Here is a 14,902-nt window from a genome sequence, read left to right as displayed (position 1 = left end):
GCTACCGGAAAAGACTCTTCCAGGCACTCGCTATCAAGTTTTGCAGCAAGCAACCGATATGACAAAGGTATGCCGTAATCATGTGTGTCGGTCTTTTTGTTGTAGAAGCCAGTGGAGCCTCCCGTGCGCCAGCGTTATTTAGCCTTGCTCAGCGTGTTTGCCAGCCTTCCTGCGATGGCGCTCACTTTCCAGACACGTCTGGAGAGCATCGTGTGGACGGTCGAAGGCGACAAGTTCGAATGTCGCCTGGCCCAGCCGATTACCGATTTCGGTTCGGGCGAGTTCGTGCGACGCGCAGGCGAGCAGGCAACCTTTCGTCTGAAGACCTACAACCCAATGATTGCAGGCGGTTCGGCGACGTTGCTGGCCGCCGCGGCGCCTTGGCAACCGGGGCGCGGGGATATCAATCTGGGTTCGGTCAAAGTCGGCAGCGGTGATGTGCTGTTCTACAGTTCGCAGCTCCAGGCCGGACGCCTTATCGGCGGATTGATGGATGGTCGCAGTCCGCTGATTCGTCATTATTCGCGCGATGGCGGTGTGTCGGAAGTCCGTTTGTTGCCGGTCAGTTTCAGCAAGGCCTACGCCGATTATCAGGCGTGTGTCGCCAAGTTGCTGCCGATGAATTATGAGCAGGTGAAGCAGGCTGAGGTTGGTTTCCCGGGCGGTGGTATCGATCTGGACGCGCAAGCCAAAGCCAAGCTGCAGGTCATGCTGACGTTCATGAAGGCCGACCCGACGGTCAATCACATCGAACTCGACGGCCATTCCGATAACAGCGGCAATCGCCTGACCAACCGTGACCTGTCCCGGCGCAGGGCGCTGGCGGTGATGGACTTCTTCAAGGCCAATGGCATTGCGGAATCACAGATCACGATGCGCTTTCACGGCGAACGTTATCCGTTGGCCCCTAACACCAGCACTGCCAATCGGGCCAAAAATCGCCGGGTTAACGTTCATCTTGAACGCGTCGCACCCACCGACAAGCCGGCTCCGCAAGTCAGTTCGACAGGCACCGCTGCGACGACCTCCTGAACCGGCTGAAATCGTCGCTCGCTCGACATAATCTGTCGCTTCGTCATCATAAGCTGTCGCGCCTCTGTAATTTATCCTCTCGCAGCGGTAGACTTCTTGGCTTTCCGTAGAACCCCGTGGAGTGATGGCATGGCGGACGTAAACAAGGTCGTTCTGGCGTATTCCGGCGGCCTGGACACTTCGGTGATCCTCAAGTGGCTGCAGGATACTTATAACTGTGAAGTGGTGACCTTTACCGCTGACCTGGGTCAGGGTGAAGAGGTCGAGCCGGCCCGCGCCAAGGCACAAGCCATGGGCGTAAAAGAAATCTACATCGACGATCTGCGCGAAGAATTCGTGCGTGATTTCGTTTTCCCGATGTTCCGCGCCAACACCGTTTACGAAGGCGAGTACCTGCTGGGTACTTCCATCGCTCGTCCGTTGATCGCCAAACGCCTGATCGAAATCGCCAATGAAACCGGCGCTGACGCCATTTCCCACGGCGCGACCGGCAAGGGCAACGACCAGGTTCGCTTCGAACTGGGCGCCTATGCACTCAAGCCAGGCGTGAAAGTGATCGCCCCTTGGCGCGAGTGGGACCTGCTGTCCCGCGAAAAGCTGATGGATTATGCCGCGAAGCACGCAATCCCGATCGAGCGTCACGGCAAGAAAAAATCCCCGTACTCGATGGATGCCAACCTGCTGCACATCTCCTATGAAGGCGGCGTGCTGGAAGACACCTGGACCGAGCACGAAGAAGACATGTGGCGCTGGACCGTCTCCCCGGAGAACGCTCCCGACAAGGCGCAGTACCTCGAACTGACTTACCGAAACGGCGACATCGTTGCCCTGGACGGCGTCGAAATGACTCCGGCTACCGTTCTGGCGACCCTGAACCGTATCGGTGGCGAACACGGTATCGGCCGTCTGGATATCGTCGAGAACCGTTACGTCGGCATGAAGTCCCGTGGTTGCTACGAAACCCCAGGCGGCACCATCATGCTGCGCGCTCACCGGGCGATCGAATCGATCACTCTGGACCGCGAAGTGGCTCACCTCAAAGATGAGCTGATGCCTAAATACGCCAGCCTGATCTACACCGGTTACTGGTGGAGCCCAGAGCGTCTGATGCTGCAACAGATGATCGATGCTTCCCAGGCGCATGTGAACGGTGTGGTTCGCCTGAAGCTGTACAAGGGCAACGTGATCGTCACCGGTCGCAAGTCCGATGAGTCGTTGTTCGACGCCAACATTGCTACCTTCGAAGAAGATGGCGGCGCCTACAACCAGGCTGATGCAGCCGGCTTCATCAAGCTGAACGCTCTGCGTATGCGCATTGCCGCAAACAAAGGCCGCAAGCTGTTCTGATGCTGTTGGCATGATCAGTAATTGTGGCCCCGCTTGTAGCGGGGCCACAATGTGATCGAAGCATTCGTGTCTGGGTATTTGTATCCTGAATCTGCGTCACTAAGCCTGGGGCTTTTGTGGCCTGGATTGTCGGTATCTCCTTTCTGTTACGTCTTGGTCAGTAAACGACTTATCCTGTTGCTCGATGCAGGGCAGGTGTCAGTTCTGGCTGACGACTGTCATCGCCAATGTGCTCAAGTTATAAATCATATAAAGAGCATTTTTGGACTCTGGTATTTTTGCATCTGATTTTTTGAGTGCCCTTTCGTTAATCAGATGTTCCGACTCGCCGCTCGTAAGAAATACGATCGTTTCACTGCGGTTGTGTTTTCTCAAATAGAGCGTTGTCATCAACGTGCCGAGATCTTTCTTTTTGCGTATCCATCGGGCATCAATGATCCGCATACCGTGTATCGAGGCAGGTAAAGGCACTTGGTGCCGGGTGGACGGGTTTGCGATGAGCGTTATATAGGCCGGCGGGTCTTGTGCACTCTGAAGCAGATAGTCGGGTTTACCTCGCTTGAATTTCGGTTGGTTATCTTTTTCAATGGAGGCGTTGAGTGTGTTGTTTTTGTTTTTTTCTGGTCGAGCAGAGTCGTCGATAATTTTTATAAACTGCTTGCTTTTTTGAAAGTCGGAAGGCGCATACAATGATCTGTAGTTAAAGTTTAGCGTGATAAAGAACAGAAAGAGCAGATAAAAAGGGAAGCTTATCAGAAACCAGATATAAGTCTGACGCTCCTGGTTGTCGAGAAAAGGCAGCGATACGGCCGCCGACGTTTCGGAGAGCGCTGCGAATATTGCAATTATCGTCATCGGGTTGGTTATTTTATTTTGAGGTTTTGTCATTCTGATTGCTCGTTAAAAAGTGTTCTCTGGTGGATTCCTTGTGGGTGAAGATGTTAAGTTGTCATTGTTTGTTGGTCGCCCTGATGTGCAGTTTTATCATTATTTAGAGCGGATCAATAGCTTTCTTTAAGTGTGATTTGTGTGGGGGCTAAAGTCGGTTTATTTAATATCCTTAGACTGTCAGGGCGTTAAGTGGCTATTGGCGGTTGTCGGGTGACACACTGGCTGTCTTGCAGGTTTTTGTGTAGTGTCAGTTTTAATCTGGAACTCGGCGGCTATTTTTTATAATAGACCAGTGTTTCAGGTTTGCCGGGAAGGAGTGTGTACTGGCAGGTTTTTTTCGATGGCCGCTGTGGAGGACACTTGATCAGAGACGGATAGAGCCTCGAGTAAACTTTAAGAGACATTGTTTTTTATGAAATCTTGTAGGGGGAATCCTTGTTGTTTGTAGGGATTGTCTCTCGGTGTGGGTGGCCGAGGTGGGCAGCATCCCAAGGTCGAAACGACTAGGCTATTGTGCGGGCTCTAAAAATTCGAACAGCGAAAATTGGACTTGCCCATGAATAAAGTGCTGATCGTGGATGATCACCCCGTCATTCGTCTTGCTGTACGTATGCTAATGGAGCGTCATGGCTACGAAGTTATTGCTGAAACGGACAATGGCGTAGATGCATTGCAACTTGCCCGTGAACATATGCCGGATATTGTGATACTGGATATTGGTATTCCGAAACTGGATGGCCTGGAAGTGATTGCACGGTTGACCTCAACCGCCATGCCTTTGAGAGTACTGGTCTTGACTTCGCAAGCCCCCGGACACTTTTCAATGCGTTGCATGCAGGCGGGGGCTGCCGGGTATGTCTGCAAGCAGCAGGATCTCACCGAGCTGCTCAGTGCAATCAAGGCTGTACTGTCCGGGTACAGTTACTTTCCGAATCAAGCCTTGCACTCGGTTCGCTCAAGTTTGGGGAATGCGAGTGAAGCCGACATGGTGGATCGTCTGTCTGGAAGGGAAATGATGGTTTTACAACAGTTGGCCCGAGGCAAGACCAACAAGGAAATTGCCGATGGAATGTTCCTCAGCAATAAAACCGTCAGTACTTACAAAACGCGTCTGCTATTAAAGCTCAATGCTCGCTCGCTGGTTGACCTGATCGAGCTTGCGCAGCGTAATGGTCTGGTTTGATTCTCTCGGGGCGAGTAGTGTTTTGCGTATGGAAAACGTTTGAAGGTAAGCGCGGATCTGGTCGGGTCTTGAGCCATCGGTTGGCTTGCCTTGATGTCCCGGTCGCTCTGGATCCATGGAACCCGTGAGCGTTGCTCCAGTGATCAAGGGGCGCGGTGTGCGACTTTTTTACAGGGGTTGAGGGCTTGGTGAAAAGCCTCCATTTCGGGAGGCTTTCAGGTGTTAAAGGTCAAAATCGTAATCGGCCAGTTGCTTTTGCAAGCGGCGCTCCTCCAGGAGATTATCGATGGTGCGACGTTTGCTCAGGTTGGTCTTCGCTACCTCAACCACAGGCTCGCCATCATCGGCCTCAACAGGGGTGAAGTCGTCTTCTGTGTCCAGTTGTTCTTTGCCAGTGCTCATAAGGTTAACTCCAGGCTAAGAATGCCATTGGCGCCTCTTATATCGACAATCTCCTGGCGGGTAAAAAAGATTTTTTCAATCGATAAATCAATAAAAGCAATAGAACCTCAATCGTCGGAGGTCTTTTGCTTGTATTCGCACAGGTCTTCGATCCGACAGCTGCCACAGCGGGGCTTGCGCGCCAGGCAAACATAACGTCCGTGGAGGATGAGCCAGTGATGTGAGTCGAGCAGAAACTCCTTGGGAACACATTTCATCAGTTTTTTTTCCACCTCGACGACATTTTTGCCTGGCGCTAAACCTGTGCGGTTACTGACCCGGAAAATATGCGTGTCAACGGCCATGGTCAGCTGACGGAAAGCCGTGTTGAGCACCACGTTCGCAGTTTTTCTACCGACTCCGGGCAGCGCTTCCAGTTCCTCACGGGTTTGCGGTACTTCGCCGCCATGAAGCTCTACCAGCATTCGGCAAGTTTCGATGACGTTTTTTGCCTTGCTGTTGTACAGGCCGATGGTCTTGATGTAGTCGGACAATCCTTCTACACCGAGCGCATAAATCGCTGCCGGCGTATTGGCTACCGGAAACAGTTTGGCGGTGGCCTTGTTGACGCCCACGTCAGTGGACTGAGCAGAAAGAATCACTGCGATCAACAGTTCGAAGGGCGACGAGTAGGCCAGTTCGGTTTTCGGTTCCGGATTGTCCTCGTGAAGCCGACGGAAAATTTCCAGGCGTTTTGCGGCATTCATGGGTAGAGCATTTCCTTCAAGGCGGTCAGTGTGAGGTTGAGGCGCCAGGCCAGGCTTGTTTGGCGGCTATGAGCAGTCCCAGCAGGATAAACCCGCCAGGAGCGATGACGGCCAGTCGTATGCCGCCGTCCGCGGACAATAGCCAACCTTGCCAGTTCGATTCTGTCAGTCCGGTCAACCACGACACATGGCTGGCGAAAGACCCGTTGCCAAAACCTTCGCGCACTAATCCGAGCGTAATCATCAGCCCCAAAAACAGACCGTACAAGCGAACCCGGTCGATCATGCCTGCCTGGGTGAAAAAGCCGTTGTACTCCAGCGCGACGCACTGCAGGGCAATCAACCCTACATAAAATCCCAGGTGTTGGTGCAGTTCAAAGGCCCAGGCCTGCAAGGCCAATGCTGCGAGGCTGGTCAGTGTGGCGGCGAGCGCAATGCTGGTGATCAACTGCATGGACGGGACGATCCGCGGCCGCAACACACTCATCTTCAGGCCGTAAACACCGATAACCAGCAGCGACAGCAGCGACAGACCCAAGGCTTTTACCAAGGAGTCGCTGGCACCGATCAGCGGGGTCAGTATCAGTGAGTTCTGCAGCATCGAGGACTTGTTCATTGGCCGCTCCCGATCAGCTGTGGCTGATGCTCGTCGAAATAGCGCAACGCATCATGGATCGCGCTGACGACTGCCCTTGAAGTCACCGTTGCTCCGGTTATCTGGTCGAATTGCCCCTGATCTTTTTTCAGCGCCCAACCACTATCAGCAGGATCAGCGCGCGACTTGCCGATAAAGCTCTGTAGCCAGGGGTTGGGTTGGTCGGCGATTTTTCCACCCAGCCCTGGTGTTTCCGATTGCTTGAGGGTTTTGACCCCCAGCAGCTTGCCGTTGATGTCGATCACGATCAGCAGTTCGATTGCACCTTCGTAGCCGATTGTCTGGCTTCGCAGAATAACGGCACTGGGCTTGCCGCCCGCGGTTGCCAAATAACCGCCCAGTAGGGTGCTGTTACCCAGTGCGACATCCTTGAGCGCAAATGGCTGGTCCAATGGCTGATTGTCGTAGCTGCCGGCTGGCAACATGTCGAACAGCCTGCGGCTTTCGATCAAGCGTTGTTCAGCCAAGATGTGTGGTGCGGTGGCGTGTTGCAGGAAAAAGGTCGCACCTGCACCCAGTCCGGCCACGACGACCAGCATCAGCACACTGAGATTGCGGTTCATGGTGTGCGAGGCTCGGGTTGTGCAGCAAAGAGGCGTTCCAGAGCCGGTACGCAGAGATTCATCAGCAGCACCGCAAAGGCTACCCCGTCGGGATAACCGCCCCAGGTTCGAATCAGGTAGGTCAGCAGGCCGACGCCCGCGCCGAACATCAGTCGGGCTTTGGGACTCTTTGCTCCAGACACCGGTTCGGTCACGATAAAGAATGCTCCGAGCATGCTCGCGCCCGTCAGCAAGTGAAAGAGCGGGGAGCCGTGAGAGTCCGACCCCGAGCCGTTCCAGCACAGCAAACTGATGACGAACAGGCTACCGAGCATACCGGCCGGCGCATGCCAGCTGAACACCCGCTGCTGCAACAAAAACGCGCCACCTGCGAGGAAGGCCAAATTCACCCATTCGATGCCTTTACCGCCAACGTGACCAAACGCCGGGCTGCCGGCGAAGAGTTCATCCATGGTCAGGCTTTTGTTGATCCGCAGGCTATCCAGCGCCGTGGCCGTCACCCAAGCGTCGGGCTGTTCGGCAGCGCTGAAATTGAAACCGAAAATCTGTTGCAGGCCGGCCAGCAGGTTCATCCCGTGAGACGTCGGCCAGTGGGTCATCTGTCGTGGGAAACACACCAGCACCAGCGCAAAACCGAGCATGGCCGGATTGAACGGGTTTTTACCCACGCCGCCATACAGGTGCTTGCCGAAAAACATCGCAAATGCCGCAGCGCTGACGGTCAGCCACCCTGGGCAGTAAGGCGGCAACGCCAGCGCCAGCAAGGTGGCGCTGACCAGCGCGCTGCCGTCGCTTAGCGCTGGCTTAAGCGGATACCTGCGCAAACGCAGTACCGCCGCTTCAATCGCTAGCGCGCTGCCGCAGGCCAGCAGCAAGTTGATCAGCACACCCCAGCCGAATAACCAGAACAACACCAGCATGCCCGGCACGGTGGCCAATAAAACCCGCTTCATCGCCTGTTGCAAGCGATCATCGACCGGCTCAAGGGGCGACATAGGCGTTCACCTGACGCTCGGCTTCGCAGAGCCTTTCGCGGGCCTTGGCCAAGAGTTCCGCCGACGTATCGAGGCGTCGCTCGAGCTTGCTGACGTCGGCGCGAGCGTAAGCCAATTCGGTTTTCAGTTGCCGCAGATGAGCGTCGATGGGGCGTTTTTCGATGCGCACAAGGTCTGGCACCGGTTGCTCGCTGGCGCCTTCGGCAGCGTGCAGCGCCTGTTCTGCTTGAGCCAGGGCCGCGCCGAGCGCCTCCAGTTGCTCGGCCGGGGCTTCGCTGGTCTGGGCTTTTTTGAGTTCGGCGCGACGCATCACCAGCTGGATTTTCGCGCGTTTGAGTTCGGCATCCTTGGCCGGAGCCGTCGCTGGCACGGGGACCGTCGGCGCAGTGCTTTCGAGTTGCGCCAAGGCCTGTTCGGCGGCTTCGAATTGCTGCTGCAAAATGATCAGCTGCGACTGCTGTTCGAAGGTCGGTGGATGCCCGAAAGCCTTCAGCGATTTGTTCAGTTGCGCCCGGCTCATTGCCACATCGATCTTGGCTTTTTTCAGCGCGGCATCGGCGGCAGCGGCTTTCTGTGCCTGAACCCGGGCAATCGCGTCCTGCAGTGGATTGTTGCTGGCTTCGCTGTGCTGTGCGGCTTTTTGTGCGCGGGCCAGTCGTTCGGCGTGCTTTTGCTCTTCCTCACGACGCAGGCGCGCATTGCGTTGTTCGAAGCGCTGTCGGGCGTGGTCGCGTTTGGCGTTGCGTGCTCGTTGTTCTTCGAGGGTGAAAGCCAGACCTCCGACAACCGGCAGAACATTTGCCGAGGGCAATGGATGCATTTCGATGCAATCCACCGGGCAGGGTGCCACGCACAGATCACAGCCGGTGCATTCGTCGATGATTACCGTGTGCATCAGTTTTGCCGCTCCGACAATCGCGTCTATCGGGCAGGCCTGAATACACTTGGTGCAGCCGATGCATTCGGCTTCGCGGATAAATGCAATTTGCGCCGGTGCCGAACCACGGCTGACGTCCAATTCCAGAACCGGGATTTTCAGCAGCTCGGCCAGTGCCGAAATAGTCTCGTTGCCGCCCGGCGGGCACTTGTTGATCGCCTCGCCATTGGCAATGCCTTCGGCGTAGGGCTTGCATCCGGGATGGCCGCACTTGCCGCATTGGGTCTGCGGCAGGAGGGCGTCGATGCGTTGAATCAGACTCATGTTTTGATCAGTCCGCTGAAACCGAGAAATGCCACCGCGATCAATCCGGCGCTGATCAGGTCGATCGGCAGGCCACGAAAGGGCAGGGGCACATCGTTATTGAAGGTGCGCTGACGCAGATCGCTGAACAGACTCAGCACCAGCCAGAAACCCAGTCCGGCGCCGAGACTCAGCGCTGCGTGATCGCCAAAACCTTTGTCGTTCTGCATACCGAGCAGGCTCAGCCCGAGCACGCCTGCGTTGCCCAACAGCAGCGGCCACAGTCCACTGAACGGTAACTGCGGCAGGGTGCGCGTCAGCAGATTCAGCACAGGGGTGATCAGCAACACACTCAGGGGCAAAAATACAAACAGATGCAGAGACGCCAGCCCCAGCGGAACCAGCAGCCAGTGATACGCCGCGTAGCCCAACAAACCGCTAAGCAGCATCAGGCTGGTGGTCGCGATGCCCAAGGCATGAACCTGACGCCGTTCGATGGCAGGCTCACGCGTCGACTGCAACAACGGATCGACGCCCAGCGGCCAGTGCAATATGACGTTATTGATCAGGGCGGTGCTGATGAGCGTAAGCAAAATGTCGGTCATGGGTGTGCCGGGTTGAGCGAACGGGCCTGTGCTTAAAGATTAGGCATTATCCGGCAAGCAGATATGAAAATCCCACCGCCGCGAGTCAACGCGACGGTGGGATCGGTTCAGCCAGGCAACTTACTTGATGCGCTGACCCGGCTTGGCGCCGCTGTCCGGGCTCAACAGGTAGATTTCTTCGCCGCCAGGGCCTGCCGCCATGACCATGCCTTCGGAGATCCCGAAGCGCATTTTACGTGGCTTGAGGTTGGCGATCATCATCGTCAGGCGACCTTCAAGCTTGGCCGGGTCCGGATAAGCGCTCTTGATGCCGGAGAACACGTTGCGTTGCTCGTCACCGATATCCAGGGTCAGGCGCAGCAGCTTGTCTGCGCCTTCCACGGCTTCGGCCTTGAGGATCAGGGCAACCCGCAGGTCGACGGCGGCAAAGGTATCGAACTCGATCTCTGGCGACAGCGGATCCTTGGCCAGTTCGCCATTCCCTTGTGGGGTGGCATCGCCGGTGTCGGTCTGGCTGGCGGCCAGGTCTTCTTTCGAAGCGTCGGTCATGGCTTGCACCTTGACCGGGTCGATGCGGGTCATCAACGGTTTGAACTCGTTCAGCTGATGGTTGCTGAGCAGGGTCGCGTGATCGTTCCAGGTCAGCGGTGCGACGTTGAGGAACGCCTCGGCGTCGGCGGCCAGCAACGGCAGCACGGGCTTGAGGAAAATCACCAGTTGGCGGAACAGGTTGACGCCCAGGGCGCAGATCGCCTGGACTTCGTCTTGCTTGCCTTCCTGTTTGTTCAGCGACCACGGCGCTTTGTCGGCGATCCAGGCGTTGGCACGGTCGGCCAGGCCCATGATTTCGCGCATGGCACGGGCGAAGTCGCGGGCCTCGTAAGCCTCGGCGATGCTCGGCGCAGCGGCGAGGAACGCTTCGGTCAGTTCTGGCGCGGCATTACCGGCCACCAGCACGCCGGCGTTGCCTTTGTGGATGAAGCCTGCGCAGCGGCTGGCAATGTTGACGACTTTGCCGACCAGGTCGGAGTTGACCTTCTGCACGAAGTCTTCGAGGTTCAGGTCCAGGTCGTCGACGCCACGGCCGAGTTTGGCGGCGTAGTAGTAACGCAGGTATTCCGGCGACAGGTGGTCCAGGTAGGTCCGGGCCTTGATAAAGGTGCCGCGGGACTTGGACATCTTCTGGCCGTTGACGGTCAGGTAGCCGTGTACGTTGATGCCGGTCGGTTTACGGTAACCGGCGCCTTCCAGCATGGCTGGCCAGAACAGCGCGTGGAAATTGACGATGTCCTTGCCGATGAAGTGGTACAGCTCGGCGGTGGAGTCCTTGGCCCAGTACGCGTCGAAGTCCAGTTCGGGACGACGTGCACAGAGGTTCTTGAAACTCGCCATGTAGCCGATCGGCGCGTCCAGCCAGACGTAGAAGTATTTGCCTGGCTCGTCCGGGATTTCGAAACCGAAGTACGGCGCATCGCGGGAGATGTCCCACTGCTGCAGGCCGACATCCAGCCACTCGGCGATCTTGTTCGCGACCGCGTCCTGCAGGGTGCCGCTGCGGGTCCATTCCTGCAGCATTTGCTGGAAGTCCGGCAGCTTGAAGAAGAAGTGCTGGGAATCCTTGAGCACCGGGGTGGCGCCAGAGATCGCCGACTTCGGATCTTTCAGGTCGGTTGGCGCGTAAGTAGCGCCGCATTTTTCGCAGTTGTCGCCGTACTGGTCTTCAGTGCCGCACTTCGGGCAGGTGCCCTTGATGAAGCGGTCGGCCAGGAACATGTTCTTTTCCGGGTCGAAATACTGCGTGATCGAGCGCGTGGCAATGTGCCCGGCGTCGCGCAGCTTCAGGTAGATCTGGCTCGACAGCTCACGGTTTTCTTCGGCGTGAGTGGAGTGGAAATTGTCGAAGTCGACCAGGAACTCGGCAAAGTCGGCGCTGTGTTCAGCCTGGACATTGGCGATCAGTTGTTCCGGGGTGATGCCTTCTTTTTCTGCGCGCAGCATGATGGCCGAACCGTGGGCGTCGTCCGCGCAGACGTAAGTGCATTGATTGCCGCGATGCTTCTGGAAGCGCACCCACATATCGGTCTGGATGTACTCAAGCATATGGCCAAGGTGGATTGAACCATTGGCATAGGGCAGGGCGCTGGTGACGAGGATCTTGCGTGGCTCGGACATGGGGCTCGGCTACTTGATGAAACGGAGGTCGGCCACTATAAAGCGCTGGCGCATATTTTTCACCCCGTGAGCCTGTTTCATTGGATGAGTAACCGGGGATGTCGAGAAGATCGCAGCCTTCGGCAGCTCCTACGTAGGAGCTGCCGAAGGCTGCGATCTTTTGGGCATCCCCCCAAACCATCAGAACAGGTACGATACCCGTCTGATTTCCCAGTCTTGTTATCGGAGTTGCCCATGAGCGCCGTCAATCGCGCAGCGGTGGAAGCCGTCCTTCGCCAGTACACCGACCCTTATCTGAACCAGGACCCGATCAGCGCCGGTTGCCTGCGCAGCATCGATATCCAGGGCGACCGCGTCAGCGTTCAGCTGGAACTGGGCTACGCCGCCGGTCTGTTCAAGAGTGGCTGGGCGCAGATGCTGCAAATGGCAATCGAAGGTCTGGATGGCGTGACCTCGGCCAAAGTCGACATCACCAGCGTGATTGCCGCGCACAAGGCTCAGGCGCAGATTCCAGGCTTGGCCAACGTCAAGAACATGGTCGCGGTGGCGTCCGGCAAGGGCGGCGTGGGCAAATCCACCACCGCCGCGAACCTCGCGTTGGCGCTGGCCCGCGAAGGCGCCAAGGTCGGGATTCTCGACGCCGATATCTACGGTCCGAGCCAGGGCATTATGTTCGGCATCCCGGAAGGCACCCGACCCAGGATCAAGGACCAGAAGTGGTTCGTGCCGATCGAGTCCCATGGCGTTGAAGTCATGTCCATGGCGTTCCTGACCGACGACAACACGCCGATGGTCTGGCGCGGTCCGATGGTTTCCGGCGCCTTGCTGCAACTGGTGACGCAGACCGCCTGGGGCGACCTGGACTATCTGGTGATCGACATGCCGCCAGGCACCGGTGACATTCAGTTGACCCTGGCGCAGAAGGTCCCGGTGGCCGGTGCGGTGATCGTCACCACGCCGCAGGACCTGGCGTTGCTGGACGCCCGCAAAGGCGTGGAGATGTTCCGCAAGGTCAACATTCCGGTACTCGGCGTGGTGGAAAACATGGCCGTGCACATCTGTTCCAACTGCGGTCATGCCGAGCACCTGTTCGGCGAAGGCGGCGGCGAGAAGCTGGCCAACCAATATGGCGTCGAACTGCTGGCGTCGCTGCCACTGTCGATGGTGATTCGCGAGCAGGCTGACGGCGGCAAGCCAACGGTGATCGCAGAACCTGAAAGCCAGATCGCCATGGTTTACCAGGAACTGGCCCGTCACGTCGGTGCGCGAATTGTCTTGCAGGAAGCGGTCGCGCCAGCGATGCCGAACATCACCGTCAGCGACGATTGATTCGCTGAAGAAATGCGATCCATTGTGGGAGCGAACTTGCTCGCGATAGCGGTGTAACAGTCACCTTCAATGGTGAATGTTAAGGCCTCATCGTCGGAACGCCGCCCGGAGCAAGCTCGCTCCCACAGTTGTTTTGTGTACAGCTTAAATCCGCAACCCACCATCCATTTCCAGGATTCGGCCGGTGTAATAGTCGTTCTCGAAGATGTACGCCGCCGAATGGGCGATTTCTTCCGGCTTGCCCATGCGCTTGAGCGGAATGCCGGACGTCATTTTCTCCAGCGCTTCAGGCTTCATGCCCAGGGTCATTTCGGTTTCGATGAAGCCCGGCGCAATACCGGCCACGCGAATGCCGTAGCGCGCCAGTTCCTTGGCCCAGGTCACGGTGGCCGCAGCGACACCGGCCTTGGCGGCAGAGTAGTTGGTCTGGCCGACGTTGCCGGCGCGGGAGATCGAGGAGATGTTGATGATCGCGCCGCCGGTTTTCAGCTCGACCATCTTCGCCGCCACTTCACGGGTGCACAGGAACACGCCGGTCAGGTTGACGTCGATCACCGACTGCCATTGGGCCAGACTCATCCTGGTCATTTCTCCGTCCTTGACCTTGATCAGCAGGCCATCGCGCAGGATTCCGGCGTTGTTGATCAGGCCGTGGATCGCGCCAAAGTCTTCGGCAACCTGGGCGACCATGTGAGTCACCTGTTCTTCATTGGCGACGTTGCACAGGTAAGCGCGAGCCTCGACACCGGCGGCTGTGCAGGCGGCGACAGTCTGGTCGAGTTTTTCCTGGTTGAGGTCGACCAGCGCCAGTTTCGCGCCCTTGGCAGCAAAATACTCGGCCATCGAACGGCCTAAACCCTGGCAACCGCCCGTGATAATGATTACTTTGTCAGTGAGTTGCATTCGCATGCCCCAATAGCAGGTCAGAGTGGTTTCCTTTTAGAGAGCCTCTCGATCTGCACCTGATGTGGCCTGGCTGCACATGAGAACTGCCCCGATGGCGTTGCTGGAACTTTGCCCCAGGTGCCCGTCCGTTTTTTCGACGGATTCTATATAAGGAGTCATAAATTGAGCGTTGAAGCTGCCAAGCATGCCCGAGAATTGCTGCTCAAGGAATACCGCGGAGTGCTCTCGACACACTCCAAGGCGATGCCCGGTTTCCCGTTCGGCTCAGTGGTTCCTTATTGCCTGGACGAGCAGGGCCGGCCGCTGATCCTGATCAGCCGGATCGCCCAGCACACCCATAATCTGCAAAAAGATCCAAAATGCTCACTGCTGGTGGGCGAGCGCGAGGCTGAAGACGTGCAGGCTGTCGGTCGACTGACTTACCTGGCCGAAGCGGAAAAAATCGAAGACCCAGCCGCCATCGATGCTGCCGCCGAGCGTTATTACCGCTATTTCCCGGACTCGCAGAATTATCACAAGGCGCATGATTTCGATTTTTGGGTACTCAAACCGGTCCGTCATCGCTACATCGGCGGTTTCGGTGCGATTCACTGGGTCGACCAGTTGACCCTGGCCAACCCGTTCGCCGGCAAGGCTGAAGTGAGCATGGTCGAACACATGAACGCCGACCACGCCAAAGCCATCGCCCATTACGTCGAGCTGGCCGGTTTGCCGAAAACTTCACCTGCTCAATTGGCGGGTATCGACAGCGAAGGGATGCACCTGCGCATTGGTCAGGGGCTGTACTGGTTGCCGTTCCCGGAGGTTTGTAATACGCCGACACAAGTACGCGAAGCCCTGGTTTTACTGGCTCACGCCGAGCATTGGCCGAAAAATGCAGTGGCCGACGCTTGAAA

At 57.1% G+C, this 14,902-nt stretch carries 15 protein-coding genes; 5 read left to right on the top strand and 10 right to left on the bottom strand.

The window, feature by feature from the left end; genetic code table 11:
* Positions 1 to 123 precede the first annotated feature (123 nt).
* Together AC1RPZ_RS06380 and AC1RPZ_RS06375 are read left to right on the top strand one after the other, a co-directional pair.
* Entirely contained in the window at positions 124 to 1,032 is a 909-nt protein-coding gene (locus AC1RPZ_RS06380; RefSeq protein WP_493135928.1) for a flagellar protein MotY, read from the top strand.
* Positions 1,033 to 1,161: 129 nt separating this feature from the next.
* On the top strand, positions 1,162 to 2,379 hold the full coding sequence (locus tag AC1RPZ_RS06375) for an argininosuccinate synthase (RefSeq protein ID WP_262113379.1): 1,218 nt from the start codon (positions 1,162 to 1,164) through the stop codon (positions 2,377 to 2,379).
* A 198-nt stretch (positions 2,380 to 2,577) separates the two neighbouring features.
* Here the strand turns inward: AC1RPZ_RS06375 and AC1RPZ_RS06370 are convergent, their stop codons facing one another.
* On the bottom strand, positions 2,578 to 3,267 hold the full coding sequence (locus AC1RPZ_RS06370; protein WP_493135925.1) for a hypothetical protein: 690 nt from the start codon (positions 3,265 to 3,267) through the stop codon (positions 2,578 to 2,580).
* Positions 3,268 to 3,826: 559 nt separating this feature from the next.
* Between AC1RPZ_RS06370 and AC1RPZ_RS06365 the strand changes: the two genes are divergently transcribed.
* Entirely contained in the window at positions 3,827 to 4,453 is a 627-nt protein-coding gene (locus AC1RPZ_RS06365; RefSeq protein WP_493135923.1) for a response regulator, read from the top strand.
* Positions 4,454 to 4,675: 222 nt separating this feature from the next.
* Here AC1RPZ_RS06365 and AC1RPZ_RS06360 read toward each other — a convergent pair whose 3' ends face one another.
* The 8 genes from AC1RPZ_RS06360 to metG form a co-directional block, all read right to left on the bottom strand.
* Entirely contained in the window at positions 4,676 to 4,855 is a 180-nt protein-coding gene (locus tag AC1RPZ_RS06360) for a PA3496 family putative envelope integrity protein (RefSeq protein ID WP_493135921.1), read from the bottom strand.
* Between the two features lie 107 nt (positions 4,856 to 4,962).
* A complete protein-coding gene (nth, locus tag AC1RPZ_RS06355; RefSeq protein ID WP_493135919.1) occupies positions 4,963 to 5,601 on the bottom strand; it encodes an endonuclease III in 639 nt (212 codons plus the stop codon).
* Between the two features lie 25 nt (positions 5,602 to 5,626).
* Positions 5,627 to 6,217: an Rnf-Nqr domain containing protein gene (locus tag AC1RPZ_RS06350; protein WP_493135917.1), complete on the bottom strand. Its 591-nt coding sequence runs from the start codon at positions 6,215 to 6,217 to the stop codon at positions 5,627 to 5,629.
* Entirely contained in the window at positions 6,214 to 6,819 is a 606-nt protein-coding gene (locus tag AC1RPZ_RS06345) for an RnfABCDGE type electron transport complex subunit G (protein ID WP_493135915.1), read from the bottom strand. The genes AC1RPZ_RS06350 and AC1RPZ_RS06345 overlap by 4 nt, the downstream gene beginning before the upstream one ends.
* A complete protein-coding gene (locus AC1RPZ_RS06340) occupies positions 6,816 to 7,814 on the bottom strand; it encodes an RnfABCDGE type electron transport complex subunit D (protein WP_493135913.1) in 999 nt (332 codons plus the stop codon). The genes AC1RPZ_RS06345 and AC1RPZ_RS06340 overlap by 4 nt, the downstream gene beginning before the upstream one ends.
* Positions 7,801 to 9,015 (bottom strand): electron transport complex subunit RsxB, encoded by a 1,215-nt coding sequence (gene rsxB, locus AC1RPZ_RS06335; protein WP_493135911.1) that lies wholly within the window; start codon positions 9,013 to 9,015, stop codon positions 7,801 to 7,803. The genes AC1RPZ_RS06340 and rsxB overlap by 14 nt, the downstream gene beginning before the upstream one ends.
* On the bottom strand, positions 9,012 to 9,599 hold the full coding sequence (locus AC1RPZ_RS06330; protein ID WP_493135909.1) for an Rnf-Nqr domain containing protein: 588 nt from the start codon (positions 9,597 to 9,599) through the stop codon (positions 9,012 to 9,014). The genes rsxB and AC1RPZ_RS06330 overlap by 4 nt, the downstream gene beginning before the upstream one ends.
* A 120-nt stretch (positions 9,600 to 9,719) precedes the next feature.
* Positions 9,720 to 11,771, bottom strand: a complete 2,052-nt coding sequence (gene metG / locus AC1RPZ_RS06325; protein ID WP_493135906.1) for a methionine--tRNA ligase — start codon at positions 11,769 to 11,771, stop codon at positions 9,720 to 9,722.
* Between the two features lie 234 nt (positions 11,772 to 12,005).
* Between metG and apbC the strand changes: the two genes are divergently transcribed.
* The gene (apbC, locus tag AC1RPZ_RS06320; protein WP_493135904.1) at positions 12,006 to 13,100 is read left to right on the top strand and encodes an iron-sulfur cluster carrier protein ApbC; all 1,095 of its coding nucleotides are present in this window, start codon (positions 12,006 to 12,008) and stop codon (positions 13,098 to 13,100) included.
* 144 nt (positions 13,101 to 13,244) lie between these two features.
* Here apbC and AC1RPZ_RS06315 read toward each other — a convergent pair whose 3' ends face one another.
* Positions 13,245 to 14,003 (bottom strand): SDR family oxidoreductase, encoded by a 759-nt coding sequence (locus AC1RPZ_RS06315; protein ID WP_493135902.1) that lies wholly within the window; start codon positions 14,001 to 14,003, stop codon positions 13,245 to 13,247.
* Positions 14,004 to 14,168: 165 nt separating this feature from the next.
* On the opposite strand from AC1RPZ_RS06315, the gene AC1RPZ_RS06310 reads away from it, so the two are divergent.
* Entirely contained in the window at positions 14,169 to 14,900 is a 732-nt protein-coding gene (locus AC1RPZ_RS06310; RefSeq protein ID WP_493135900.1) for a HugZ family pyridoxamine 5'-phosphate oxidase, read from the top strand.
* Positions 14,901 to 14,902: the final 2 nt, after the last annotated feature.

It is taken from the genome of Pseudomonas sp. GW822-FHT02D10, from assembly GCF_058802345.1.
This window is presented reverse-complemented; position numbering and strand designations above follow the sequence as displayed.